The organism is Aliinostoc sp. HNIBRCY26 (genome assembly GCF_050235535.1).
Taxonomy (GTDB): domain Bacteria; phylum Cyanobacteriota; class Cyanobacteriia; order Cyanobacteriales; family Nostocaceae; genus Trichormus.
In genome coordinates this window covers 6,426,852-6,451,555 of sequence record NZ_CP189852.1, presented here as the reverse complement: position 1 = coordinate 6,451,555, position 24,704 = coordinate 6,426,852, and the positions used below count along the sequence as shown (strand labels likewise).

Sequence of the window (24,704 nt, the reverse complement as noted above, 5' to 3'; positions counted from 1 at the left end):
ATTACTTGAATTAATTTTTTGCTTGAGAAGTGATAATTTTGCTAGATTTAATGAGTATATAGCAACCCAAAATCGTCGAAACACACTTTTGGTTTTCTGTTCATAAATCTCATCACATTGCTCTGAGTAATTTGATAATTTTGATTTTAGCGAATGGGTGCAAAACCCTCGTAAAGCAACCAGCTTTAACTAATCAAACTCTTAACTGATGCAGCGAAAATTTGCGGGGCTTCCACTTCAGGAGAGTGACCCGCTTTTTGAATATAGACTTCTTGAGAATCAAGAGTTAACTGACGCGTCAGACTTTTATCAGTGTGTGCATGAGAACCATCACATTCTCCCCAAATAATCAAGCTGGGTTGTTTAACTGGTTCTAAATCCGGTTGCTGTTCTTGCAAGTAAAATTGAAAGCATGAAGCCAAAGAAAAGCGCGCTCCCAACTTGTAAGACTCCAGTGCAATTTTTGTTAATTTTTGTGCTGTTTGAGATTCTGCAATTACCAGGTCAAACCATCCACTACAACGCTTTTCTTTTAATAAATGTAAAGCTATTTGACCCACAAAAGGCGTAGAGAGAATACCTTGAGGATCTCTTCCTTTCTTCCACTCCAAAGCACCTTGCCAAGTGGGAATTTGGTTGAGAACCATGTGAGAAACTAATTCAGGGTGCAAATTAGCGATTTTGATGGCACAAAATCCCAAAAGACAAGGAAAACTTAATATGTATGGTGCTAAATTGAGGCGGTTGAGAAATTCCACCAAGACAGTTGTAATAAAGTCAAAATCATACCGAAAACCGAATTTCTTAGGAAAAGAAAATCCAAACCCTGGGATTTCAAAGACAATCACTGTGAAATGGCGAGAAAGTTCAGCTATTGTCTGATCATAAGATTCGATGGTTAAGGGTGGGTCTGTGTTGAGTACAATAGGGGGTTTATTCTCGCCAGTAATGCAATAGCGTATCCACGTTGTACCCATATCCATAAATTGAATATTAGGCCGAGAACGACTAGCAGGACTGTGAATAATCGAGGAACTTCTGAAAGTAGGTAACACCGTATCCAATAAGGCTGCAAACATATTCAATCAAGTTGTTTTTGAGTAGATAATGTGAGTCTCATCAACAGTTAGGAAAGAAGCAAGGGAGCAGCAAAGAAATTGAATTTCAGTAACCAAGCAGAATTAATTACACAACTTTTTCACTGTTCCCTGTTCCCTTCTTCCCACAATGAATTTCTCAAATCAGCCGTAGGGAGTGACAGTAGCTAAACCTGTAGCCACTAGATTTTCTTTAGTTCCTTTCACAGAAAAGACATCAGCCCTGGTGATTACTTGGCTAAAAGTCGATTTAATTACATAACCTCTAGCAATCAATTTTTCCCCAACCGCAGGAGCGATAAAGTTTAGTTTGTATTCAGCAGTGACCACATCACCAACCTTAGATGCTGCTGCCCAACAACAGGCACTATCAATTAAAAAGCCAATTACAGCTCCGTGGGTAAAACCATTATGTTGTTTTAATTCCTCTCGCATCGAGACAATTAATTCAGCAAAGCCATCTTCACAAGCAGTAATTTCTGTGTTCATCCAGACTGTAAAGGGAGAGGTTTTAATGGCTTCTCTTAGTGAGATGATGTTAGCAGGAGTCCTGATTTTCGCCACAGGTTTGGTCAGTTTTTCGGTTTTGACTGTAGTATCCATAATGTAAGAAAGTCCTGATGTTGTGCGATCGCTTATTTTGGGAACACCAAAAAATCAATGATTCCCGCTTGTTTTTTCTGTAGAGTGCGTCAGTATGAATAGTTTCCTGATGTAGCTTGACGCACCGTTGTATACTTTTTATCTGAAAGATTTCGGGATTAATTCAACCGTTTCGCCTTTACCTGTTCGGGAGTTGGTCGCTTGACATTTGTAGCCCAACCAAGTTTTTCCAACAGGCTAATAAATGAACCACTAGGATCTATTTGCCACCAATCAATGTTGAGGAGGGCTGAACCAGGAAAAGCATGATGATTGTTATGCCATGCTAGTCCCAAAGAAGGAATCGCTAGAAACCAAATGTTACCACTGTGACTATTAGCTTGATCAATAAAGGGGCGAGTTCCAAAGAGATGACACCCGGCGCGAATAATTAAATCTCCCATGAGAGTCATCACTAAGAATCGAAAACATCCCCCCCACAGAAAAGCAGTCCACGCGCCAGCAGCAGTCCCAGTCAAGAAAAACCCTAGCAAAGCTGGTAAAACAAAAGATGCTAAAACAATGCCATAGAAAGAGTTATTGATGATGACCATTGCTGGTTCAGCAAGTAAATCCTTGGCATATTTTTCGGGTGCAGCCATTTGGTTGGTTTTAGAGTTATATTTCCAGCCAAAAAAGGAATGCCAAATATTTCTCATCCTAGATAAAGGCTGTTCTGCATCAATGTGATAGGGAGTGTGGGGATCACCTTGTTGGTCTGCATAGATGTGATGCCGACGATGATAGGCTACATACTCAAGAATGGGTGATTCACCCGTCATGGAACCAGCAACGGCCAAGAGAATCCGTAATGGTTTGATGACTTTATAGCTTTTGTGGGCGAAGAGTCGGTGCATTCCCGCTTCTCCGGCTAAACCCACAAAGTTAAACATGAATAGCAAAATTCCCAAATCAATCCAACTGATGCCTTGACGCTCAAAAGAAGCGATCGCAGCTATTGTTCCCATGACACTGATCATATCGATAATGGGATACCACGCATATCTGATCCATTTTCTCACCCCAGACAGGGCTTGATATTGAGGATAGCGATCGTCTATTTCTGTAGCTGGGGAAACTTCTGTGACTTCTGTAACAGAATACTGCTCTGGGATGTCACTTAAATAGCTTATTTGCTGCATGGTCATATATTTTACCGATTACTCTTTAGATACTTTCCTTGACTGTTTCGAGAGTTTCCAGTTGTTGCAACAGATACAGCAACTTAGTACGCTGTCGTTGAATTTTGCCACTGGTTGTTCTGGGTATAGTATTTGACGCTAATAGGACGGTATCATGTACCGTTAGTTGATAATGGTTATAAACAGCAGTCCGAACAGCTTGTTTTATCTCCTCTGCATAGCAATCAACTTGCTGTGCGAATTGGCGGACAACTTCACTCACCACCACCAGTTTTTGGGAGTAAGTTCCAGCAATCGAGAAGGCTGCACAATTGACTTCCGTAAAAGCGGGGTGAGACAGTTTCACAGTTTCCTCAATATCTTGGGGATAATAGTTTTTCCCGTCAATGACAATCAAATCTTTAAGTCGCCCCGTAATATAAAGTCGCTGTTGAGAATCCAGAAAACCTAAATCTCCTGTCCGTAAAAAGTTCAAGCCATCCCGATAAACGAATGTTTCTTGGTTTTTCTCAGGTTGTTGCCAATAACCGCGTGTAATACTCGGCCCAGCAATCCAAATTTCTCCGATGTGATGAGAAGGACATTCTTTGAGAGTTTGCGGATTGATGATGCGTAAGCATAGTTCTGGCATCACCTCACCATTACTGACTACAGTGCGGGTATTACCCTGTTGCGGGGACGCATCGGCATCTAAGACTTCATCGCCGCTACAAGGGATAGTCAAAGCCAAAGGTTCTGCAAATTTATTCGTGCCACTCACAATTAAGGTAGCTTCTGCCAAACCATAACAAGGTAAAAAGGCAGATTTTTTAAAGCCGTAGGGAGCAAAGGTATGAGTAAACTCTTCTAGGGTTTGCAGTTTGATATGTTCAGCCCCGTTGTAGGCTACATCCCAAGAGGTTAAAGACAATCCTTCCAGCGATGAGGGATCGACACGTTGAATACAAAGATCATAGGCAAAATTTGGCCCCCCTGTAGTTGTCACTCGCTTATCTGAGATGGTTTTCAACCAAAGTTTCGGACGTTGCAAGAAAGTCACTGGAGACATGAAATAACAGGGAAATCCCACATATAAGGGCTGAAAGATACTACCAATTAGTCCCATATCGTGAAATAAAGGCACCCAAGCCAACCCGACACTGTTACTGCTGTGACCAAAGGTGCGCTGAATCATTTTTTGGTTAGCAATGATATTCTCATGACTAACTATCACGCCTTTGGGAAAAGAGGTAGAGCCAGAGGTATATTGCAAAAAGCCAATTTCGTTATTTTGTCGGTCGACTGGGGTAGTCAGAGGTTCTATATCTGCCAAAGAGGGAAAAATCTGGAGGGGAAGGGATGCGCTTAAACCTTCTTTTTCAAATAAATCTCGGATGCTGGTATCTGTGACGATTAAACTAGCACCACAATCAGCAAAAATCCGTTGATAGTGTTCGCAGTTATGTTTGCGGTTGGGTGAACTCAGGGGAACGGGAATGCGATTGGTGTAAAGACAAGCGAAAAACGTAATGACAAATTCAGGGCTAGTGGGTAACTGAATGGCGACGCGATCGCCGCTTGTGGTTTTTTCGCTCAACCATGTCCCTAGCTGTTGAACTGCTGTTAATAAACTACCGTAAGTGAGATGAGCGTATTCCCTACCTCTAGTATCGAGAAAGTAGTATAGGGGTTGATGGGGTTGGCTCTCTGCTCTCAAGAGCAATTTGTCAATCAAACTATTTAAATGACGAGAACTCATTGGTTTTCTTCCTGACAATCAGGGAAAGGAAATAGTGTGTAGTTAAAGCCCTTATGCTGTCAAAATAGATAGAGGTGAAAGGGCTAAAACCATTGAAATTTTTATCTGAGTAGGAATGACTCTAGACTCTAGATTGTTGAATCAGCAGGGGTAAAAGTCACCGGTAAATTGGTTAAGGTACGAGTGATAAAACCCTCTGGATGCCAACGATAATTATCAGTCGCCAATCTCATTTCCTGTACCTGTTCACAGAGGTAAGTAAATAAAAGCTGTCCTTCTAGTCGGGCAATCATCTGTCCTAGACAATTGTGGATACCATGCCCAAAAGCTATCTGTGTCGCTGCATCTCGCGTGATATCAAAGGTATCAGCATTTGCAAATTGCGCCTCATCTCGGTTGGCGGAAGCCAAACACAGAAGCATTTTCTCACCTTTGTGAATAGTTTCAGAGCCTATTTGTAAGTCGCTGACTGCTAGACGTACAGTTTGTTGTAAGGGTGGATCAAAGCGCAGAATTTCATTAATGACTTGTTTGGCGGTAGCTTTACCTTGGCGGAAAATCTGCCACTGTTCGGGATGTTGAATAAAAGCTAGAACCCCGTTAGTCAGTAATCCTTTAGAAGTTTCATGACCAGCTACATAAGTCATCACACAGGCTATCCCTAACTCACTGTCTGAGAGTTGGTCTTCTCCGACTCTGGCCTGAATTAATTTACTAAGTAAATCTCCTCCGAGATGGGTTTTACGGTAATCAATGATTTCTTGAAAAATAGCTAGGCATGATTGTAAATCTTGTTCAATGCGTCGGATACGCATTTTAGTTAACAAACTCGGTTCTAAGATAGAACGCACGCGATGAATATATTCATCGATAGGCTGGATATATTCCTGGGGAACGCCCAACAAATGGGAAAGAGTATATAAGGGTATTTGATGGGCAATCTGGGCAAAGTCAAAACTTTCTGAATGAATTTGTGGTGTAACTAATTCCGTAATTAGCTGTTGCACATGGGCAGTATGAGCATTAATGTTAGTGTTACTAAAAGCTTGTCCTGCCAAGCGACGTAAGCGACCATGATCTGGCGGGTCAGTAAAGACGATCGCTTTTTTGCCTAATTCCACTAAACCAGGAATATCACCAACCTTTTGTTGCACTACGTATTGAGGAATGTAGTTAACACTTACTGCATCGGAGTTCAACACTTGGATAATATCTTGATATTTGGTAATCACCCACATATCTAAGGTATTGTGAATCGGATTGTGTTGGCGCAGTTGTTTATAGGTAGTGTAAGGATCTTCTCGGAAGCCTGGTGCAAAAGGGTTAAATTTAACAGGCGATTGGGCGGTAGTAATCACAGACATGACTCCTTATTAGCAGATGTCAGATTTTTATTTAGCTAGGGATTGCATTTCAAACCGCAGGAGTAGGATTTGTCCGAAGTAAAAACCTGCTACCGCTAACTTCAAATATTGTTCGTATTTCAGATAGAGTTCTTCGCCAAATTGCTCTATAACTAGTGGTTTTTGACGGCGGAGGTTCTTCAACCACAAATCGCAAGTCTTGCCATAATGGAGGCGATCGTTGCGGTAGGTTTTGACTTCAAATAAACCATCGGAGGCTATGAAAATCTCACCAGGACGAGGTAATTCGGAGTCAGGGAAAATCTCTGTTTGGGTGAAGACGTTTTTATCTTCAGCGTTTAATGAACCGTAGGCGATCGTTTGCAAGGATAGTTTACCTTTGGGTTTTAACCACTGTTGACAACGGCTGAAAAACTCTCGATAAACGCTGATTTTTTCGTCTGATGAGGCTTCTGGTTGGGCAAAATGTTCAAAAGCACCAATAGAGACGATCGCATCATAGGGGGCTGTTGGCTGATGGACAATCCAACTTTCTTCGCAGACTTGGATCTGAGGGCTATTGAGAGTGCGGATGTGTAGATATTGATTGTGGCTTAAGGTCAAACCTGTAGCTTGATTCTGGGGATTTGAGTGGATATGACGTTGCATTAATGCACCCCATCCACAGCCAATATCTAGTAGTCTTTTGCCGGTCGTTGCGCCTGAAGCTTGCAGATGCCAATCAATTTTTCTATTTTGGGCTGCTTCTAGGTCATCATCCAACGTAGGGCTATCCCATAAACCAGAAGAGTAGGTCAAACTAGAATCTAGCCAAAGCTTGTAAAATTCGTTGCTGACATCGTAGTGGTGCTGGATGGCTGCGGCACTACCGCCACGGTTGCTGATACTTGCTACCATTTTGTTCCACACTCCTAAGCAGCATTTTCTAGAGAGTTTTCTGTTTGTGTCATTTCGGCTAGATGAGCAGACACTTGAGCAATTGTATTGAACTCAAAAAACAAAGCCGGACTGAGTTCAAAGCCTAACCATTCTTCTAAATCTCCCACGAGGGATACTGCGGCTGAAGAATTAAGTCCAAATCTTTCAAATTCATAGTTCTCATCAATCTCATCTGACTCGACTTCGAGAATATCTGCTAAGTAGGCTTTGATCCATTGGCTGATTTGTTGTTGAGTTTTCATGACATACTCCTTGATTTACAGTGCAAATAGTGTTGATGAATTAGGCGTTGATTTCTCGTGCTTGAATTTTTTCTGGGGTAGGAACTTTCACATCCCAAGCCAGATGTAGAACTTGTAGTAGTTGAATGAACCAGTAGCCTGGATCTAGGCGATACCACTCCAAACCAAAGGAAGCTGAAGCTGGAAACGCATGGTGATTGTTGTGCCATGACTCACCGAAGGTCAATAGGGCGATCAGTCCAAAATTATGGCTGTGTTCTTCGGTTTCAAAACGCTTTGCACCAAAGCAATGCAAGAAGGAATTGATTGCCCAAATGGTGTGTCCTCCCCAGAGGATTCTGAAGACTCCTCCCCAAATAAATCCAGCTAACGCACCTGCTAAACTCCAGTGGTATAAGCCTCCTAAAACAGCAGGTAATACTAAGCCTAAAGAAGCCCATAGATAGTAGTAGCGATCAACTCTGATGAGAGTTTTGTTTTTAATTAAATCTGGTACGTAGTGGACAACGCTGGGATATGGATGTTTGTACATCCAAGTCAAGTGGGAATGAACTAAACCGCGAATGCGATCGCGCCAATCACTACCATGAAGATTGGGTGAGTGTGGATCACCAGGTTTATCACTCAATTCATGGTGGCGGCGATGTAACGCAGACCATGAAATCACGCCTCCTTGACCCGCCATTGCACCCCAAATAGCCAACATAGCTTGCACGGCTTCATGGGTCTTGTAGGAACGATGGGTAAATAAACGATGGTAGCCAGACGATACCCCAAATCCTGTAATGAGCCAAAATAAAACAAACAGGAATAGCTCAAATGCGCCGAATGGCAAATAAGGTATTAACGGTAGGGCGATTAAAGTTCCTACAAATGGGAGGACTTGAAATAGAATAAAATGCCTCTTTTGTAGACTGTGCAGAAAAGGGTTATCAACCACTTTTTTCCGCTTTGTATTGTCAGTTAAAATTGACTCGACATCTACTAGTTCTGTATTCATTAGCATTTACTCAAGCTGGTAATTTTGTATTGCTGAATCAGGTTGTAAAATCTATATAGTCCGCTTAAAAACGTCATCATTTTAGGTTAGTAATTAGGGACAAATATATTTCACTAACGTCAATAAATGAACTATCCAAAGACTATATACTTGTGAATCTTTATGCTGAATGCAATCAATTGAAGCCGCATTTAGCTTATTGACATTCAGTATAAACTTCAGTTCATCTTGCCTATCAGCAAAGCTTGTTATCTGTAAATACATCTTGAATGATGAAGTTTATGCAAAAAATTCCTCAATTTATTCTAAAAAATAAAAATCACTGCCGTAGTGCTTGATAGATAAGGTTTTGCAATTGTTAAGGATTGTAAACAGATATATTTACAAGTGGTATTTAATTAGTTTGAAAATAATTTTAAGCATAAGAATAATAAAAAAAGCAAGATTATAAGTTAACAACAAACACGGTTAAATTCGCTTAAATTAGTAATTAAATTAAGCATAAGAATAATAAAAAGAGCAAGATTATAGGTTAACAACAAGCACGGTTAAATTCGCTTAAATAAATAATTAACTTTAAGCATAATAAAAATAAAAAGAGCAAGATTAGAAGTTAACAACAAGTACGGTTAAATCCGCTTAAATTAGTAATTAAACTTTTCATATCTATACTTTTAGGTTTTCTTGGGCTTACCCTGATTAATGTGCGTTTATTTGGGTACACAACTATGACCTCAGCACCGCAACTACTAACCGACCCATTTTTGCAATTACCAACGGCTAATTCTGTCAGAGTAGTTTGGTTTACTGAGTTTGCAGGTCAGCAACATCAAGTTAACTATGGAGACAATTTACAGCAGAGAGTAGTTGCAACTACCACAAAACTTAGTCGCACCAGGGAAGACCAAAACTCATACATCCCCAACCCACCCCAAAAACCAGTTAACCGTGATATCTGGCGACATGAAGCAGAGGTAACTGGTTTAACTCCAGGTGTGCGGGTTAACTACCGTGTGACCAGCATTAGAGAAGATGGACAAAGCATCAGCAGCGATGTTTTTACCCTGACATCCAAACCCCAACCCAACACACCGTTAAAAATTCTCCTCACCTCAGACCATCAACTCAAACCCATGACCGCCGCAAATCTGCAAAAAGTGGTGGAAACGGTGGGAAGAGTAGATGCGGTTTTGTTTGCTGGTGATTTAGTTAATGTTCCTGACCGTGCTTCTGAATGGTTTGATGATCTGCGAGGGAAAGCGTTTTTTCCAGGCTTACAAGGTCGTGCTAGCTATGAAATGGAATATAAAGGCGTAAAGACAACCTACACAGGTGCAAACATTATTCAACACGCACCTATGTATACTTGCATTGGCAATCATGAGGTCATGGGTAGGTTAGCTAGAACCGACAGCTTAGATGGAGAATTTAATGATACTATTCCCCGTGATGTTGCCCAAAGATTATATAGCGGTAAATCTTTAATTGATCACTCATTTAATACATATACCTATGAGGAGATTTTGACTTTACCTCAAAGTCAAGAGGGAGGTAAAAAATATTATGCAGTGACTTTTGGTGATGTGCGTTTAGTAGTCTTATATATTACTAATATGTGGCGAACTCCCAAGTTAGACGCTGTATATAATGGGAGATATAAAGAAGCTGAAAGCAATCTCAATCAGCCGGAGAATTGGGGTTATGGGCAAATAATTTATGAGCCAATTGCTCAAGGTAGTCAGCAATACAATTGGTTAGAAACAGAACTCAATAGCCTAGAGTTTCAACAAGCAAAATATAAAATTGTCATGTTCCATCACCCACCCCATACTTTGGGTGATAACATCGTTCCTGCCTACACTGATCCTGTGCAAATTATTGAAAGGGACGCTGAAGGTAAAATCAAAGCTGTGCGTTATGAATATCCCAAGCAGTCAGATTATATTATTCGTGATGTCATTCCTTTATTAGAATCTGCTCAAGTGCAATTAGTATTTTATGGTCATTCTCATTTATGGAATCGCTTTATTAGTCCTAGTGGAATGCACTTTTTAGAAACCTCGAATGTTGGTAACTCTTATGGTGCTGCTTGGGGTGATAAGAAACGAGAAGTTCCATTTGGTTATCAGGAAGAATATACAGCTATAGACGACCCTAACGGCTTAGAACCTGTGTTACCGACAATCATCCCTTTAGTGGATCAAAACGGTCAGTCTCTGCCTTATGTCGCCAGCAATGATATTACGGTGTTTAGTATATTTGAAACGGCAACAGGTACAATTAGTAGCTACCGTTTTGATACCCGCAAGCCTGATTCTGAAGTAGTCAAGTTTGATGAATTTAAGTTGAAATAATCTAATTTTGCGGCTTTAGTTTTTTATCTATATGTTTATTATCAAACCTAAAGCCGCCTACTCCTAACACCTAATTATTTCTTAGCAATTACCCACACTGCATGAACGATTCCTGGAATATAACCAAAGATAGTCAGTAAGATATTAATCCAAAAATCCTTACCAATACCTACCTGTAGAAATACTCCCAAGGGTGGGAAGAAAATCGCGCACAGAATTCGCACTAAATCCATATCAATCTCCCTGTGAAGATACGCTAATCAAGATGTCTTTTGCTCTTGGTTTTAACTACTCTAGAAAAGGTTACGATTCCTGAATTTTATTTACCTGTTTTTCTGTGAGTTGTTTTAGTAGATTTTGGCTTGAGAGTGCTGAGTGCTGAGTGCTGAGTGCTGAGTGCTGTTAGCGGAAGCGGGGCGTTTAGCCCGTGCTGAGTAATGAGTGCTGAGTTGTGAGTTAAGAAATAAAATTTACCTTGTCTACCTTGTCTACCTTCTCCCCAGTCCCCAGTCCCCAACTAGCCGCCGCTAATTTTGGCTTTATAACCTAGACTAAGCAAAATTTCTAAAATTTTCTGTTTGTGGTCGCCTTGAATTTCAATTTCGTTATCTTTGACTGTGCCACCTGTACCACACTGGGTTTTGAGCTTTTTGACTAAATCAGCTAAGGTTTCTGGTTTAGTTTGAAACCCAGTGATGACTGTGACTGTTTTACCTTTGCGTCCGGCGCGGGTGGCTTGGACTCTGACGTTTTGTTGATTTGGTGGTAGTTCTGGGGTGGGTCGTTCTGTGGCGGCGGGGTTGTCGTTACCAAATTCGCGGTAGGCGTATTGTTTTTTGGCAGAGTTGGAATTGGAAGAAGACATAAAAATTTTAGTGGGAAAATACTTGAGATGCGATCGCAGATGCTCACAGGAATCAGATTCTAGACTAACACTACCTATCCGCGAGTGCGATCGCTCATAGCAAAAGCTAATTACTATTTCTCTCTCATTCAGACTTTCAATATAATAATGAAGCTATCTCATCACAAAAGTAATTTCCGTGACTACCACTCCCCTTTCTCCAAGTTCTCCCTCTACCACTCAAGTTCCCGACACTCAAGGACGCTTTGGACGCTTTGGCGGTAAGTACGTCCCGGAAACTTTAATGCCTGCTTTAGCGGAGTTAGAAGCAGCTTATCAGCAATACCGTCATGATCCCAGTTTTCAAGCCGAACTCCAACAACTCTTAAAAGACTATGTAGGACGTGCCACACCGTTATATTTTGCAGAACGTCTAACTGCTCATTATGCTAGACCAGACGGTACAGGCCCACAAATTTATTTGAAGCGTGAAGATTTAAATCATACAGGCGCGCACAAAATTAATAATGCTCTCGGTCAAGTTTTGTTAGCCAAGCGCATGGGTAAACAGCGCATCATTGCGGAAACAGGCGCAGGACAACACGGTGTGGCAACGGCTACAGTGTGCGCTCGTTTTGGCTTGGAGTGTGTGATTTATATGGGTGTTCACGATATGGAACGCCAAGCTTTGAATGTATTTAGAATGCGGCTGATGGGTGCTGAAGTCCGTCCGGTTGCTGCTGGGACTGGGACTCTCAAGGATGCTACCTCTGAAGCTATCCGAGATTGGGTGACAAATGTAGAAACTACACATTACATCTTAGGTTCGGTAGCTGGCCCCCATCCTTACCCAATGATGGTACGTGATTTTCATGCGGTCATTGGTGAAGAAACCCGCGCTCAAGCTATGGAAAAATGGGGCGTTTTACCTGATATCCTCATGGCTTGTGTGGGTGGTGGTTCTAACGCAATGGGACTATTTCACGAGTTCGTCAATGAGCCTTCTATCAGGTTGATAGGGGTAGAAGCGGCTGGGGAAGGTGTAAATACAGAAAAACACGCTGCTACCTTGACAAAAGGACGAGTTGGTGTGTTACATGGGGCGATGAGTTACCTGTTGCAAGATGAAGACGGACAAGTAACGGAAGCGCACTCTATTAGCGCAGGGTTAGATTATCCTGGTGTCGGCCCAGAACACAGCTATTTAAAAGATATTGGTCGTGCTGAATACTACAGTGTGACTGATGCTGAGGCTTTGGAGGCATTCCAAAGATTATCTCGCCTAGAAGGAATCATACCAGCTTTGGAAACATCCCATGCGATCGCCTATCTAGAAACCCTATGTCCTCAACTTAGTGGTAGTCCCCGCATTGTCATTAACTGCTCTGGCCGTGGTGACAAGGATGTGCAAACTGTAGCTAAGTTTTTAACCTAAAACTAAATCTATCTCAAGACATAAATTTGTCTCAAAAAATTGAGATGGAAAATGACACAATAAATTCAATTTTCCACCAAAAATTAGGAAATATCATCCTAATGATAGAGGGCGATCCTGAGCGATCGCCTTTTCTTTTATGAAAAACTAAGAATTTAAACGTGAGCAGAGAATATTCGGAGTTAGGTAACTGTAACCAAAAATATATGGACACATAGCGAGTTTGTGCAATCCATAACGGTCTGGTTATATGGTTGCAACAACTACATGGCTTGAAAAATGCTCCGAACGACAATTTATAGTCTTGCTTTAGGCAGTTTTGTTCTCGCCAGTGGAGCAAGTGCTGTTTCCCTAAAAACTCAACCTGTTCAGTCAAAGTCTACAACTACTACCTATCTTCTGGGACAATTTTTCCCAGGACAATATAATCGTCCTCCTAGACCGTATAATCGTCCTGTACAGTCTTTTCCCCAAAGACCATATAATCCAGGAACAGCAAATCCTGGCTCTTTTGGTGGACAACCAAATCAAGGTTCTCCTGGTGAACCATCAAATCCTGGTTCTTCTGGTGGACAACCAAATCAAGGTTTTCCTAGTGAACCATCAAGTCCCAGTTCTTCTGGTGGAAAATCTAACTCGAATGCTGCTGCTATCGAAGAGTCAGTTTTCAACCAAATCAACCAATATAGAGCTTCCATAAATCTACCGGCACTTACACGCAATTCTGCTATCGATGAACAGGCTAGAATTCATAGCCAAAATATGGCTAGCGGTAAAGTTCCATTTAGTCATCAGGGTTCTACACAGAGATTTCAAGCAACTGGTATTGCTTATAAAACCGCCGGTGAAAATGTTGCTTACAACCAAGATAGAGATGCAGCAACCAGTGCTGTAAAAGGATGGTTAAACAGTCCAGAACACCTGGCTAACATCAAAAGCAATACTAATTTGACTGGTATTGGTGTTGCAGTCAATGGCCGAGGTGTAGTTTATCTCACACAAATTTTCATGCGCTCATAGACTAAACTAGGAATTTTAGATTTTGCTATTGAATAATTCAAAATCTAAAATTCCTTTATCTCCCGCCACTGATAAATATTCAAAAGTATCCTGTTATATATTCCAGGATATAGAAGTTAGAGTATAGGTCTTATAGTATGTACACAAAGTAATTTCGCATGTCCCGACAACCTGCTTTTGGCATCGCTTTAAGTACGCTTGTCCTTTCTGGAGTATTACTTGCTCCTTCGATACCAGGCCATACGTCTACACAGTCACCTAATGATGAGCAATCGTTGTCGGCTGTCTCTCGTCAAGTGGCTACATCCAACAGCTATCAAACTACTGCTTTAGAGAAATCAGTGTTTGAGCAAATTAATCGTTATCGGGTATCAAGAAAGTTGCCAAAGCTAACCTTAAATGCTAGCATCACTCGCCAAGCTAGAATTCACAGCCGCAACATGGCTAGAGGTAAGGCACCATTTAGTCATGAAGGATTTGAGAGGAGAGTTTACGCTCTTCCCTTGAGTTACAAGAGTGCTGCGGAAAATCTCGCTTTTAATCGAGGATATAATGATCCTGCTAATCAAGCTGTGGTTGGCTGGTTAGAAAGTCCAGGACATTTGAAGAATATCCAAGGTAATTACAATCTTACAGGAATTGGTGTCGCTACGAACCAAAAAGGAGAAGTTTATCTCACACAAATTTTTCTGCGTACTCCGTAGTGGGGAAAGTTAAAAGGTAAAAGGCAAAAGGTAAAAGGCAAAAGAAAGAAGTAACGCTTGATTTTGCTGGTTTTTAGCCTATTCTCAGGGATTGCTGAATTTATGCAGTGCTGTACTAGACGGCATTGGGGCTTTTCTGCACAATAATGATGTATTGTCTAACTGCATAGATTATTTTACGTAATTCATGACATTACAAGATTTTCAAGTAAGCGATCGCGATTTGAGTGACGCTGCGTTATCCCAATATTTACAATCGGAAGTATTGGCTGTTGATACGGAAACTATGGGATTGTTACCACAGCGCGATCGCTTGTGTCTAGTCCAGTTGTGTAATTCCCAAGGCCAAGTCACAGCTATTCGCATAGCCAAAGGACAAACAGCAGCACCCAATTTAAAGACGCTGCTAGAAGCTGATAATATCCTTAAAATATTTCATTTTGCACGGTTTGATGTTGCCACGTTACGTTACCATTTAGGCATTCATGTGCAACCAGTTTTCTGTACTAAGATTGCTAGTAAATTAGCTCGTACTTACACCAATCGACATGGACTTAAGGATGTAGTGCAAGAGTTAGAAAATGTAGAACTCGATAAAACTGCTCAAAGTTCTGATTGGGGTAACGCCAGCAATTTATCTGAGGCTCAACTGAGTTACGCTGCTAATGATGTCCGCTATTTAATTGGTGTGCAACAAAAGTTAACCGCCATGTTAAAGAGGGAAGAAAGATGGGAACTTGCTCAACAATGCTTTCAGGTTCTACCCACTATTGTTGCTCTGGATTTATTACAATTCAAAGATTTGTTTGAGCATTAGTCAAATAGTCAATAGTCAATAGTCAATGGTCAATGGTCAACGATACACGATTGATAGAATATATCCAGAAAATTAACTAAAGGCAATATCAGCCAAGATTTACACTTTAATTCCTGGATAATTCTAATAACTAATGACTAACGACTAATGACTAATGACTAATGACTAATGACTATTGACTAATCACACATCCTTCTGTTGTGCTTCTACATGATTCTTGAGGCGATCAACAACATTATAGTCGTCTGCGCCGGAGGGGGTTTGGGATTCGATAATACCTTCTGTCGGGCCACCAATTGCTTTCCATGCGGCTAAACCGCCTTGGAGTTCTGATATGTGTTCAAAACCGGCAGAACGAAGCTTTCTTGCTGCTTCTGCGGTTTGTTGTTCTGTTGCACCGTAGACATAGATATCACGGCTTTTATCTAAAGATGGTACAGCACGATCTACCAATTCATCTATTGGCATTGTCATTGCACCCATGATATGACCTTCATTATAGACGGGGCGATCGCGGACATCCAAAATTGTAAAAGCTGGCTCACCCCATTCGAGACGGGATTTAACTACATGAACGTCAGTTTTTGCTTCTACAGGGGGTTGTGGAGGAATTACACCACCGAATAAATTGTTATTCATACCTTAACTATTACTTGCCAATTGCATTATCTGCAATTTACCTAATTATCTCGATTTCAGTTCTCTGGCTACGGTATGAATAACGGTAAATTCTCAAGATAGATTTAACATCATATCTGAGTTTAGCTTGTGATGTAATTGCTTAATTATTCATAATTAATCATTAGCTAAATTACCTGATTTTTCTAGAATTTTGCTAGGAGCTAAATACTCTAATATACCTAAATGAGCAAAAGAGTATATACCTCTTGCTCTTTCTATGAGTAAGCTATCTTGAAAAATCATTCCTTCTAATGCTGATTTTTGTTCTAAGGGTGTTAATGATTGATATAAATTAGGGTTAGTGATAGTCGGTAAAGCCTCAGCTAGCAATTGTGGAATTTTTTCCTGTTCAAAAAAATATTCTCCATTTTTAAAGGTGATAGTAGCAATATGAGCAATTAACTTTTTCTTACAACCTAAATTTAAGTTCGGATAAAAATCGTCTCTTTTAATTCCTCTAATTTCATCCCAGCGAGACAGTAAAACATTCAAAACTTGTTCATATAAGTTCACTGGATTATGTGTAAATTGTCCTTTGAACTGAAATGATAAACATATCAAATGTAGCAATAAAGGGACTCTGGCTAATTCTCGAATGCGCTGATTTTCCGGTAAATTGAGATTTTGAATAAATAATTTACTATTAGTCTCCGCATAACTGAGAGATTGATGAGCAACTACAACCAACCAATTCTTAATATAAATTTCTATTTGTTTGTCATTAAAATCCGCTAACTCTACTTCAGTAAATCCAGGAAAGCGATATTTACAAGCAGAAATGCGGCAGCTAATTACAAATTGATTTTTGTAATAAATTTGGGTAAATTTACGTATTTCTCTGATGGCTACATCTGTATATTTTAAGGGGACTTCATCGAGTCCATCTAAGATAATGAGAGCATTACCGTGATTCAGTACGGATAAAGTAGCTTTCTCATCTATATCACAGCACTTCAAGCTTTGGCTGATATACTGCAATAGATTTAATTCACCTTCATATCGAGCATCTTCGGTAAATTCTTTTAACCGCACAAACACGGGAACTAGATGTGGCTGAAATTTACCTTGATTGCAAGCGATCGCCAAATACTGTAAAAATGTAGTCTTACCAGAACCAGATTTTCCCAGTAACATCAACTTAGGCGATCGCAATATCACCTCTAACCCTGACAAACTATTGCAGTTCTGATTGTCCCCCAAAGCCAAATTTTTCCTAAAATCAGCAATATCATGCCATTTCTGGCTAGTTATTTCTGGTAAAACTTCAACCGGAGTATAAATTTCATCTAACGGTATTGCTCGTGCTACATCTAACATTTGTATAGTGCTGCACTGATTTTGTATTTTGTCTTGACATTTTTGGCGGATTTCCTTAACCAGATCATTGATATCAGGATTCGCCTCTTTAAATGAAGATGTAATTTTTGATACCGCAAAGTAGTCAAAGCCAGCAACCTCTTGCCAAGACAGTCCTAGTTGGTGGCAAATTTGCACAAAACAACTACGAGACACAGACTCACCCGCAAAAAACTTAGATACAGGTTGGCGTGTGATTCCTAATGCTGTGGCTAACTTTTGCTGACTCAAGGTTTTATCGGTTAAAGCTGTTTTTGCAGCTTTAATCCCTTCTGGTGATGCTTTAAGTCCTCGGCTTGTCATACTCCCAGAAAATATGTAATGAAATAGTAAAGATATGGCTTTGTACGTAGATGCACTCCGGACAAAGACTCGTATATATCCTGAGAAAGATTTCTCCTGGGATATTTCAGAGTAGGGTATGGTAGATGGATTTTGAGTTGAAACGATTCAATGGCTGGAATTTTTCAGCCATCCACTAGCAGTTAGAGAATGATTGATGGGTAGAGGAACACACTGAAATTTAAAGTTTCTCTTAACTGTGAAGATTATCAATTATAGCATCAAAGCATAAAAACATACCAAACTCATACAAAAGTCATACATTTGGTATGCAGTATGATAGCTGAAGTTTTGAGAAATTTAATGGAAAATTAAGTGTAGTTCAGTAGTACAGAGGCAGTGCATAGCGACAACTAGCTGTAAGTTTAAGTAATTGCAGAAGTAGGCGATCATGAACCGTGTACACCAGAACAAACAAATAGACGTTGGGCAAGAAAATTTTGGATTTTAGATTTTGGATTAGCTTGTTATCTAGAATCCAAAATCTAAGATTTAAAAATACTTATTCCCAATTCGTTGTTTTCTATACAGTTAATTAACTTGCCAAGTTAACATAAGGCTAAAACAATATGGTGACGCTGACCGCTTCAAATCCTAAAATTCTTGTTGTAGACGATGATTTTGGTGTTCGTAACCTGATATATCGCTTTCTAGGTCGCAAGTATCAAATCGAGTCAGCTGCTGATGGTAAAACAGCTTTGGCGTTATTTGAGCAGTTTGAGCCTGCTTTAGTAATTCTGGATTGGAACTTACCAGATACAAGTGGTTATAAACTGTGCCAAGAAATGCAGAGTCGGAATAACGTCTTAGTGATGATTCTCAGTGGGAGGACAGAAGAAAACGACAGAATCAAAATCATGGCTGCTGGTGCTGATGATTTTATTACTAAACCCTTCAGCCTCGCTGAAATTGAAGTGAGAGTCCAAGCACTCTTAAGACGCATTCGTTCTATTAAACCATCTCCATCGCAACGTTTAATTTTCAAACAACTAGCAATTAACCCAGATGGTAGGGAAGTCACCCTGAATGATAAACCCCTAAATTTAACAGCTTTAGAGTTTAATATCTTACACTTTTTAGCTAGTCATCCTGGTCAAGCCTGGAGTCGTCCCCAACTCATCCAAAAAATTTGGGGTTGCGACTATGTGGGAGATGGCAGAGTAGTTGATGTTCACATTGGTCAGTTGCGGAAAAAATTAGAAGCTGATACTAGTGTGCCGGAGTTTATCAAAACTGTGCGGGGTTACGGTTATAAGTTTGAAATCCCCGAATAACAGGCTGAGAAATTCATCTGAATTCATCCGGTATTTTTGAGTAAAACTCTGTACTTTTTTTAGTGTTCCCTGTTTTTGATTATTTTTCTCAGCCAAAACTGTATGGAGTTTATTAATTACGCTCCCATACCAGAATAGCGTTTTAATCCCGCACGCCATAACCAGCGATTTGCACCTAAAAATATTAATATCCAGGCAATTAGTGAGAGAAATCCCCTTGTCATATCTACAGGCAGACCTACTAAAATACTGGCGGGAAAATCAATGAGGTATGGAAAGGGTGTAAATAAAACCACCTCTCGAACATGTGCAGGAAAAACTTCTAAAGGAGCAATTAAACCTGATAAGAACAGATAAAATAAAAACCAAAAATTCTCTATTGCATTAGCTCTTTCTGTCCAAAAAGCAAACATAGCAAAGGTGTATTGAATCACAAACCTTAAAATAAAAGCTAAACTCACAGCTAAGGTAAATAACAACACCTGACCCAAATTAGGCAGCCAAAATGCTTGAGGATATAGAAATAAAAATAGGAATATTAATATAATTGCAAAGGGTATGCGAGCTACTCTTTCTGAAAGATGAGAGGCGACATGATGCCATACTGGGTCTAGAGGTTGTAATAATTTGGGAGATAATTTACCTTCTACCACTTCTCTTTCAAACTCCCAAATTACCCAAACAACGGAAATTTGTCTCACCACAAAAACTGTCAAAAAATAACGCGCAAAATCAACAGAAGATAAACCAAACTGTCCACTTTGGGAAGCTTTAATCCAAACCCCCATTAAAATAATCGGCAAAGAGCCAGACAAAACCCATAAAATCAGTTCTGCTCGGTACTCCACCATATAAGCGTAATAAACTGTCAGTAAAGTCAGTGCTTTTCTAATAATGCTTTTCATATAACTTTGAATTTTGTAGCTTTAGCTTACCGTAAAGTATTTTGAAGTATTCACACGACTCCAGCCTGAAAAACACGTCCAATAACTTCTTCTATCGGCGGTTCTGTAACTGTTAAATCTATCACTTCTAATTCTGTGAGTATCTTAGATACTGTCAGGGTCAGTGCCTCTTGTTCTACCATAAAACACGCAGAACGACCTTCTAAATGTTGCACATCACCATAAAGTTGAAGTTTTTCTAACGGTAACGGTTGGGCTAATTCTACATAAACTTCTCGATAGGGGGCAAAACGTTCTAAGAGTCCATCTAAGCTGCCGTCATACATGAGTTTACCTTGATGGATGAGCAGCACACGTTGACATAAAGCTGTAATATCTGCCATGTAGTGGCTAGTTAATAATACAGTCGCTTGATAACGCTGATTGTATTCTCGCAAAAAATCTCGTACTGCTACTTGAGCATTGACATCTAACCCCAAGGTGGGTTCATCTAAAAATAAAACATGGGGACGGTGTAATAATGCTGCTAATAATTCTGCCTTCATGCGTTCGCCTAAAGACAGTTTCCGCACTGGCTGTTTAAGTTTATCTTCTAAGGCGAGCATTTCTGTTAATTCTCCTAGCCGTCGCTGGAATTCTTTATCAGAAATGTTGTAGACAGCAGCATTAATTTTCAAGGAATCTATAGCTGGTAAGTCCCAAAGTAGTTGTTGTTTTTGTCCCATTACCAAGGTAATTTTTTGTAGAAATGCTTCTTGGCGCAAAAAAGGAACATAACCAGCGACTTTGACTGTACCACTAGAGGGGTGAATGAGTCCGGTGAGCATTTTAAGTGTGGTGGTTTTTCCTGCGCCATTTGGCCCTAAAAAACCCACAACTTCCCCTGGCGCAATTTCAAAAGAAACATTCTGAACTGCATGAATAGAACGATAAACACGACGGAAAAAGTGGTTGATTGTACCTTTAATTCCCGGCTCTTTGACTGCCACAGGATAGGATTTACTTAAATTTTCGGCAATAATAATTGACATAGTAATCCGATTTGATTATTGAAGGTAATGGGATTGGAGATTGGGGAAAGTAGTACGATTATACTTATTTTTTCAAAAATCAAATAGGAGTCTGATATCAGTAGTTAACAAAATCACTTAGTCACATAATTTTGATTTGGCGATACCAATTACGCAGTCGTGCTGGTGCTACACCGAGGAGATAGGCAATAATCATAATTTGATTGATTAGTGTAGTTTGGAAGATACCTTTTTGCAGCCATCTTCGAGCCGAAGTAATTACAGGTGTAGCTAAAATAACTATTTTGCCTTGGTGTTTTAAGCGTCGCATCAGTTCAAAATCTTCCATGATGGGAAGTTCTGGAAAGCAGCCAATTTCTTGAAATACAGCTTTGGTAATAAAAATTGCTTGATCACCGTAGGGCATTTGCCAAAAGTGCGATCGCCATTTTACTCCCCACTCTACTAATCTTAACGCTAAAGGAGACGCATCTATTCGTAAAGTAAATGCCCCGGCTATAACTCCTACCTGCTGTAGACTGGTGCGAATCATCTTGTCAAACCTTGGGGGTAAGCGCGTATCTGCATGGAGAAACAGCAAAATCTCCCCACTGGCCACAGATGCGCCTGTATTCATTTGCACAGCACGTCCAGGAGTAGATAAGATGACTTTGACACCCAATGACTCAGCTATGGCTACGGTGTCATCTTGAGAGCCTGCATCTACCACGATGATTTCTATATTGGTGCTAGGCTGAGTCGTGGCTATGGTTTGTTTGATATCCCCTGCTTCGTTGAGTGTGGGAATAATAATGGAAATCTTAGAACTGTCAAAATTTTGACCCATGATTACATTATGCAGAAATTTTTGTTTCCCAGGGTCATTATTCTATTTACGGGTAAAATATGAAAGCTATTAGAGAATATTGCTTGTGTCTTGGTGATAAAAATATGATGCCAACGGCTTTGAAGGTGGCAGTCGTCGTTGGTTCTATTTTATTTACCATTAATCATGGGGCAGCAGTGATTACAGGAAAAATGACTCGCGATCGCTGGATTGCTGCTACTTTAACTTACATAGTACCTTACTTAGTGAATATTCACGGTCAATACATTAGTCGCTACAAATAAGTTAGTTCTTGCGCTTTTGTTTTTCATTCTGTAAAGTCTAGAGATTAACGGTTTATAGTATACATTGGCGTTGTCAGGCGATACATTGGCATTGTCAGGGAATACATTGGCGTTGTTAGGCGATACATTGACATTGTCAGGGAATACATTGGCATTGTCAGAAGATACATTAACAATGCTGATGCAGCAACTTGTGTGTATACGGTAGATTTTAGGACTTAGGCAACTAACATATTTTGGATGTAGGGTGTGTTACGGCAATGTGAGGATTTGAGTATGAGCGACAGTATAAATTGCCGTAACGCACCATCATCACACGGTGCGTTAAAGCAACGCGTAACGCACCCTACAATTTCAGCTTTACTTTATAAATCATCTCTTAATTCTAGTATTTAATCTTTGTTGGTAGGTAGAGAGTAGCTGCCAGCAACCAGTATAATTATTACCATGCTCAATTATTATTCAAGTTTTTGAATGAGATTTATTACCTTTTGATATTCATTTTCTTTCCCTTCTTGTCTATACAAATCAGCCGCTTGACGAAAATCAGAAATTGCAGCTTGCTTATCTCCTAAATTACTGTGAGCAATACCTCGGTTATTGTAAGCCAGTGCATTTTTACCATCGATATTGATAGCTTGAGTGTAATCTTTAATCGCAGCTTGCTTATCTCCTAAATTAGTGCGAGCGTTACCTCTACCAATGTAGGCTAATACATATTTAGAATTGATGGTGATAGCTTGATTATAATCTGTAAATGCAGCTTGGTTATCCTGAGATTGATAGTGGATGTTGCCCCGACTGTAGTAAGCATCTGCATATTGAGGATTAATTCTAATGGCTTGGGTGTAATCTCTAATTGCAGCTTGCTTATCTCCTAAATCAGAATGAACAATACCACGGTTATAGTAAGCATCTGCATATTGAGGATTAATTCTAATAGCTTGTGTGTAATCATTAATTGCAGCTTGCTGATCTCCTAAAGCATTGTGAGCATTACCACGGTTATTGTAGGCAGGTGCATAATTAGGATTAACAGTAATGGCTTGGGCGTAATCTCTAATTGCAGCTTGCCTATCTCCTAAATCAGCGTGAACAGTACCTCTGTTATTGTAAGCAGGTGCGAAATTAGGATTAATGGTAATGGCTTGGGTGTAATCTCTAATTGCAGCTTGCCTATCTCCTGAAGCAGAATGAGCATTACCACGGTTATTGTAAGCTCTAAAATCGTTGAGATTGAGACGTATAGCTTCAGTATACGCGGCGATCGCCCCTTGATAATCTTCAGATAACTCCAGAACTAATCCCTGGCTACGTTTAGCATCACCTGGCTTCTGTTGTGCTGTAAATAAGTTGGCTGCTTGACGGAAATCCTCAATAGCCTTTTGATTCTCTCCTGAATTACTGTAATTAATCCCCCTTTCGTAGTAGGCTTCTCCATCGTTAGGACTAATTGTAATCGCTTGTGTATAATCTGCGATCGCACCCCGAAAATCTTGTTTTTCGTACTTTTCTAATCCTTGACGCTTGTAAGTTTCAGCCTCTTGTGTAGAACTGCTGGATCTTGTGTCAGAATTTTCTATTGTTCCACTGTTATCTGTTGTACTATTTTGCGTCACTCCATTGAAATAAGTTGCACCCACACCCAGTGGTATTAAAATTAACGGCAAAAGCAATTTTATGGGAATAGGTTTTTTAGGAGGGATAGCAGAAGTATTGATTTGATGTATTTCAGGAGGTTTTGTTGCTGGTGGTGGAGAATTTAAATCTTGTAATACCTCCGCTACTGACTGATAACGTTCTCTGTAATCTTGTTGCAGTAACTTATCTAAAATTCGCCCCAATTCTTGACTGACTGGTGTCTTTAAATGTTGTCGCCAATTAGTAACCCAACCATAAGCTTCACTTTGCCACAGTTCCCAAGGATGACTACCACTTAATAAATGAAAACAGGTAGCACCCAAACTATATAAATCACTGGCTGGATATGCCTCCCCTGCTTTCATCTGTTCCATTGGTACATAACCAAAAGAACCGATGCTTGTACCTTGTTGCGAAACAACTGTTTTTGTAACTTGTTTGGATGCCCCAAAATCAATTAATACTAATTTCCTATCACTCTCACGACGAATAATATTTTCAGGCTTTATATCCCTGTGAATCACCTTTTGTTGATGAACAATTTTTAATATTTCTAATAAATCATTCAGTAATTCTCGAATCTTCTGCTCACTAAAATTACCTTGCTGCTCTAACTCCGTTAATAAATTCTGCCCATCGATAAATTCCTGTACTAAATACAGACGACTATCTTCTTGAAAGTATGCTAACAGTCTAGGGATTTGGGGATGTTCGCCTAATTGTTCCAGTCGTCTGGCTTCTTGTTCAAATAATTCTGTAGCCTTTTTTAGTGCGTGAGTTCCTTGAATTTGTGGTGCGAATTGCTTGATGACACATTGTTGATTTAATCTGTCTATATCTTCTGCCAGATAGGTTTTTCCAAATCCCCCACCACCTAATGATTTAATTGGGCGATAGCGATTTCTTAGCACTACCAATAGAACACCACAGTTAGAACAAAACTTTGTTCCATCAGGATGGAATGGGTTGTAGCAAGATGGATTAAGACAGCAGGTCATAACTGTGCTTAGATAGGTAGATACAAAT

Annotated in this window: 23 protein-coding genes; 7 read left to right on the top strand and 16 right to left on the bottom strand. The window is 40.0% G+C overall.

The genetic code is table 11. The annotated features are described in order from the left end of the window. Nucleotides 1-185: 185 nt before the first annotated feature. The 8 genes from ACQFX9_RS27190 to ACQFX9_RS27155 form a co-directional block, all read right to left on the bottom strand. Entirely contained in the window at nt 186-1,079 is an 894-nt protein-coding gene (locus ACQFX9_RS27190; protein WP_427159652.1) for an alpha/beta fold hydrolase, read from the bottom strand. 162 nt (nt 1,080-1,241) lie between these two features. Further along, nucleotides 1,242-1,700 carry a PaaI family thioesterase gene (locus ACQFX9_RS27185; protein ID WP_427159651.1) on the bottom strand — a complete coding sequence of 153 codons (459 nt, stop codon included), beginning with the start codon at nt 1,698-1,700 and terminating at the stop codon, nt 1,242-1,244. 158 nt (nt 1,701-1,858) lie between these two features. Continuing rightward, nucleotides 1,859-2,887, bottom strand: a complete 1,029-nt coding sequence (locus tag ACQFX9_RS27180) for an acyl-CoA desaturase (RefSeq protein ID WP_427159650.1) — start codon at nt 2,885-2,887, stop codon at nt 1,859-1,861. 19 nt (nt 2,888-2,906) lie between these two features. After that, nucleotides 2,907-4,619: a fatty acyl-AMP ligase gene (locus ACQFX9_RS27175; RefSeq protein WP_427159649.1), complete on the bottom strand. Its 1,713-nt coding sequence runs from the start codon at nt 4,617-4,619 to the stop codon at nt 2,907-2,909. A 128-nt stretch (nt 4,620-4,747) separates the two neighbouring features. Further along, nucleotides 4,748-5,983: a cytochrome P450 gene (locus tag ACQFX9_RS27170; protein ID WP_427159648.1), complete on the bottom strand. Its 1,236-nt coding sequence runs from the start codon at nt 5,981-5,983 to the stop codon at nt 4,748-4,750. 27 nt (nt 5,984-6,010) lie between these two features. Beyond that, nucleotides 6,011-6,880, bottom strand: coding sequence for a class I SAM-dependent methyltransferase (locus ACQFX9_RS27165; RefSeq protein ID WP_427159647.1), 870 nt, complete (start codon nt 6,878-6,880; stop codon nt 6,011-6,013). Nucleotides 6,881-6,894: 14 nt separating this feature from the next. Then, complete coding sequence (locus tag ACQFX9_RS27160; protein WP_236141201.1) at nt 6,895-7,164, bottom strand: acyl carrier protein; 270 nt, start codon at nt 7,162-7,164, stop codon at nt 6,895-6,897. Between the two features lie 40 nt (nt 7,165-7,204). Next, entirely contained in the window at nt 7,205-8,164 is a 960-nt protein-coding gene (locus tag ACQFX9_RS27155; protein ID WP_427159646.1) for an acyl-CoA desaturase, read from the bottom strand. A 728-nt stretch (nt 8,165-8,892) separates the two neighbouring features. On the opposite strand from ACQFX9_RS27155, the gene ACQFX9_RS27150 reads away from it, so the two are divergent. After that, entirely contained in the window at nt 8,893-10,518 is a 1,626-nt protein-coding gene (locus ACQFX9_RS27150) for a metallophosphoesterase (RefSeq protein ID WP_427159645.1), read from the top strand. A gap of 74 nt (nt 10,519-10,592) precedes the next feature. Here ACQFX9_RS27150 and ACQFX9_RS27145 read toward each other — a convergent pair whose 3' ends face one another. Beyond that, nucleotides 10,593-10,751, bottom strand: coding sequence for a YqaE/Pmp3 family membrane protein (locus ACQFX9_RS27145; protein WP_103137108.1), 159 nt, complete (start codon nt 10,749-10,751; stop codon nt 10,593-10,595). A 284-nt stretch (nt 10,752-11,035) separates the two neighbouring features. After that, nucleotides 11,036-11,383 (bottom strand): translation initiation factor, encoded by a 348-nt coding sequence (locus tag ACQFX9_RS27140; RefSeq protein ID WP_427159644.1) that lies wholly within the window; start codon nt 11,381-11,383, stop codon nt 11,036-11,038. 178 nt (nt 11,384-11,561) lie between these two features. Between ACQFX9_RS27140 and trpB the strand changes: the two genes are divergently transcribed. The 4 genes from trpB to ACQFX9_RS27120 all read left to right on the top strand — a co-directional run bounded on the left by trpB (nt 11,562) and on the right by ACQFX9_RS27120 (nt 15,338). After that, on the top strand, nt 11,562-12,797 hold the full coding sequence (gene trpB, locus ACQFX9_RS27135) for a tryptophan synthase subunit beta (protein WP_427159643.1): 1,236 nt from the start codon (nt 11,562-11,564) through the stop codon (nt 12,795-12,797). A gap of 279 nt (nt 12,798-13,076) precedes the next feature. Next, nucleotides 13,077-13,817 (top strand): CAP domain-containing protein, encoded by a 741-nt coding sequence (locus tag ACQFX9_RS27130; protein WP_427159642.1) that lies wholly within the window; start codon nt 13,077-13,079, stop codon nt 13,815-13,817. Nucleotides 13,818-13,975: 158 nt separating this feature from the next. Next, on the top strand, nt 13,976-14,521 hold the full coding sequence (locus tag ACQFX9_RS27125; RefSeq protein ID WP_427159641.1) for a CAP domain-containing protein: 546 nt from the start codon (nt 13,976-13,978) through the stop codon (nt 14,519-14,521). Between the two features lie 187 nt (nt 14,522-14,708). Then, nucleotides 14,709-15,338: a ribonuclease H-like domain-containing protein gene (locus ACQFX9_RS27120; protein WP_427159640.1), complete on the top strand. Its 630-nt coding sequence runs from the start codon at nt 14,709-14,711 to the stop codon at nt 15,336-15,338. A 183-nt stretch (nt 15,339-15,521) separates the two neighbouring features. Here ACQFX9_RS27120 and ACQFX9_RS27115 read toward each other — a convergent pair whose 3' ends face one another. Together ACQFX9_RS27115 and ACQFX9_RS27110 are read right to left on the bottom strand one after the other, a co-directional pair. Then, nucleotides 15,522-15,977: a rhodanese-like domain-containing protein gene (locus tag ACQFX9_RS27115; RefSeq protein WP_427159639.1), complete on the bottom strand. Its 456-nt coding sequence runs from the start codon at nt 15,975-15,977 to the stop codon at nt 15,522-15,524. A gap of 156 nt (nt 15,978-16,133) precedes the next feature. Further along, nucleotides 16,134-17,678 (bottom strand): NACHT domain-containing protein, encoded by a 1,545-nt coding sequence (locus tag ACQFX9_RS27110; protein WP_427159638.1) that lies wholly within the window; start codon nt 17,676-17,678, stop codon nt 16,134-16,136. A 608-nt stretch (nt 17,679-18,286) separates the two neighbouring features. Here ACQFX9_RS27110 and ACQFX9_RS27105 point away from each other — a divergent pair. Continuing rightward, nucleotides 18,287-18,991 (top strand): response regulator transcription factor, encoded by a 705-nt coding sequence (locus ACQFX9_RS27105; protein WP_236141586.1) that lies wholly within the window; start codon nt 18,287-18,289, stop codon nt 18,989-18,991. A 116-nt stretch (nt 18,992-19,107) separates the two neighbouring features. Here the strand turns inward: ACQFX9_RS27105 and ACQFX9_RS27100 are convergent, their stop codons facing one another. The 3 genes from ACQFX9_RS27100 to ACQFX9_RS27090 form a co-directional block, all read right to left on the bottom strand. Continuing rightward, complete coding sequence (locus ACQFX9_RS27100; protein ID WP_427159637.1) at nt 19,108-19,896, bottom strand: ABC transporter permease; 789 nt, start codon at nt 19,894-19,896, stop codon at nt 19,108-19,110. A gap of 50 nt (nt 19,897-19,946) precedes the next feature. Further along, nucleotides 19,947-20,927, bottom strand: a complete 981-nt coding sequence (locus ACQFX9_RS27095) for an ABC transporter ATP-binding protein (protein WP_427159636.1) — start codon at nt 20,925-20,927, stop codon at nt 19,947-19,949. A gap of 121 nt (nt 20,928-21,048) precedes the next feature. Beyond that, nucleotides 21,049-21,753 carry a TIGR04283 family arsenosugar biosynthesis glycosyltransferase gene (locus tag ACQFX9_RS27090; RefSeq protein ID WP_427159635.1) on the bottom strand — a complete coding sequence of 235 codons (705 nt, stop codon included), beginning with the start codon at nt 21,751-21,753 and terminating at the stop codon, nt 21,049-21,051. Nucleotides 21,754-21,812: 59 nt separating this feature from the next. On the opposite strand from ACQFX9_RS27090, the gene nrtS reads away from it, so the two are divergent. Then, nucleotides 21,813-22,037 (top strand): nitrate/nitrite transporter NrtS, encoded by a 225-nt coding sequence (gene nrtS, locus ACQFX9_RS27085; protein ID WP_427159634.1) that lies wholly within the window; start codon nt 21,813-21,815, stop codon nt 22,035-22,037. A gap of 458 nt (nt 22,038-22,495) precedes the next feature. Here the strand turns inward: nrtS and ACQFX9_RS27080 are convergent, their stop codons facing one another. Continuing rightward, entirely contained in the window at nt 22,496-24,676 is a 2,181-nt protein-coding gene (locus ACQFX9_RS27080; RefSeq protein WP_427159633.1) for a tetratricopeptide repeat protein, read from the bottom strand. Nucleotides 24,677-24,704: the final 28 nt, after the last annotated feature.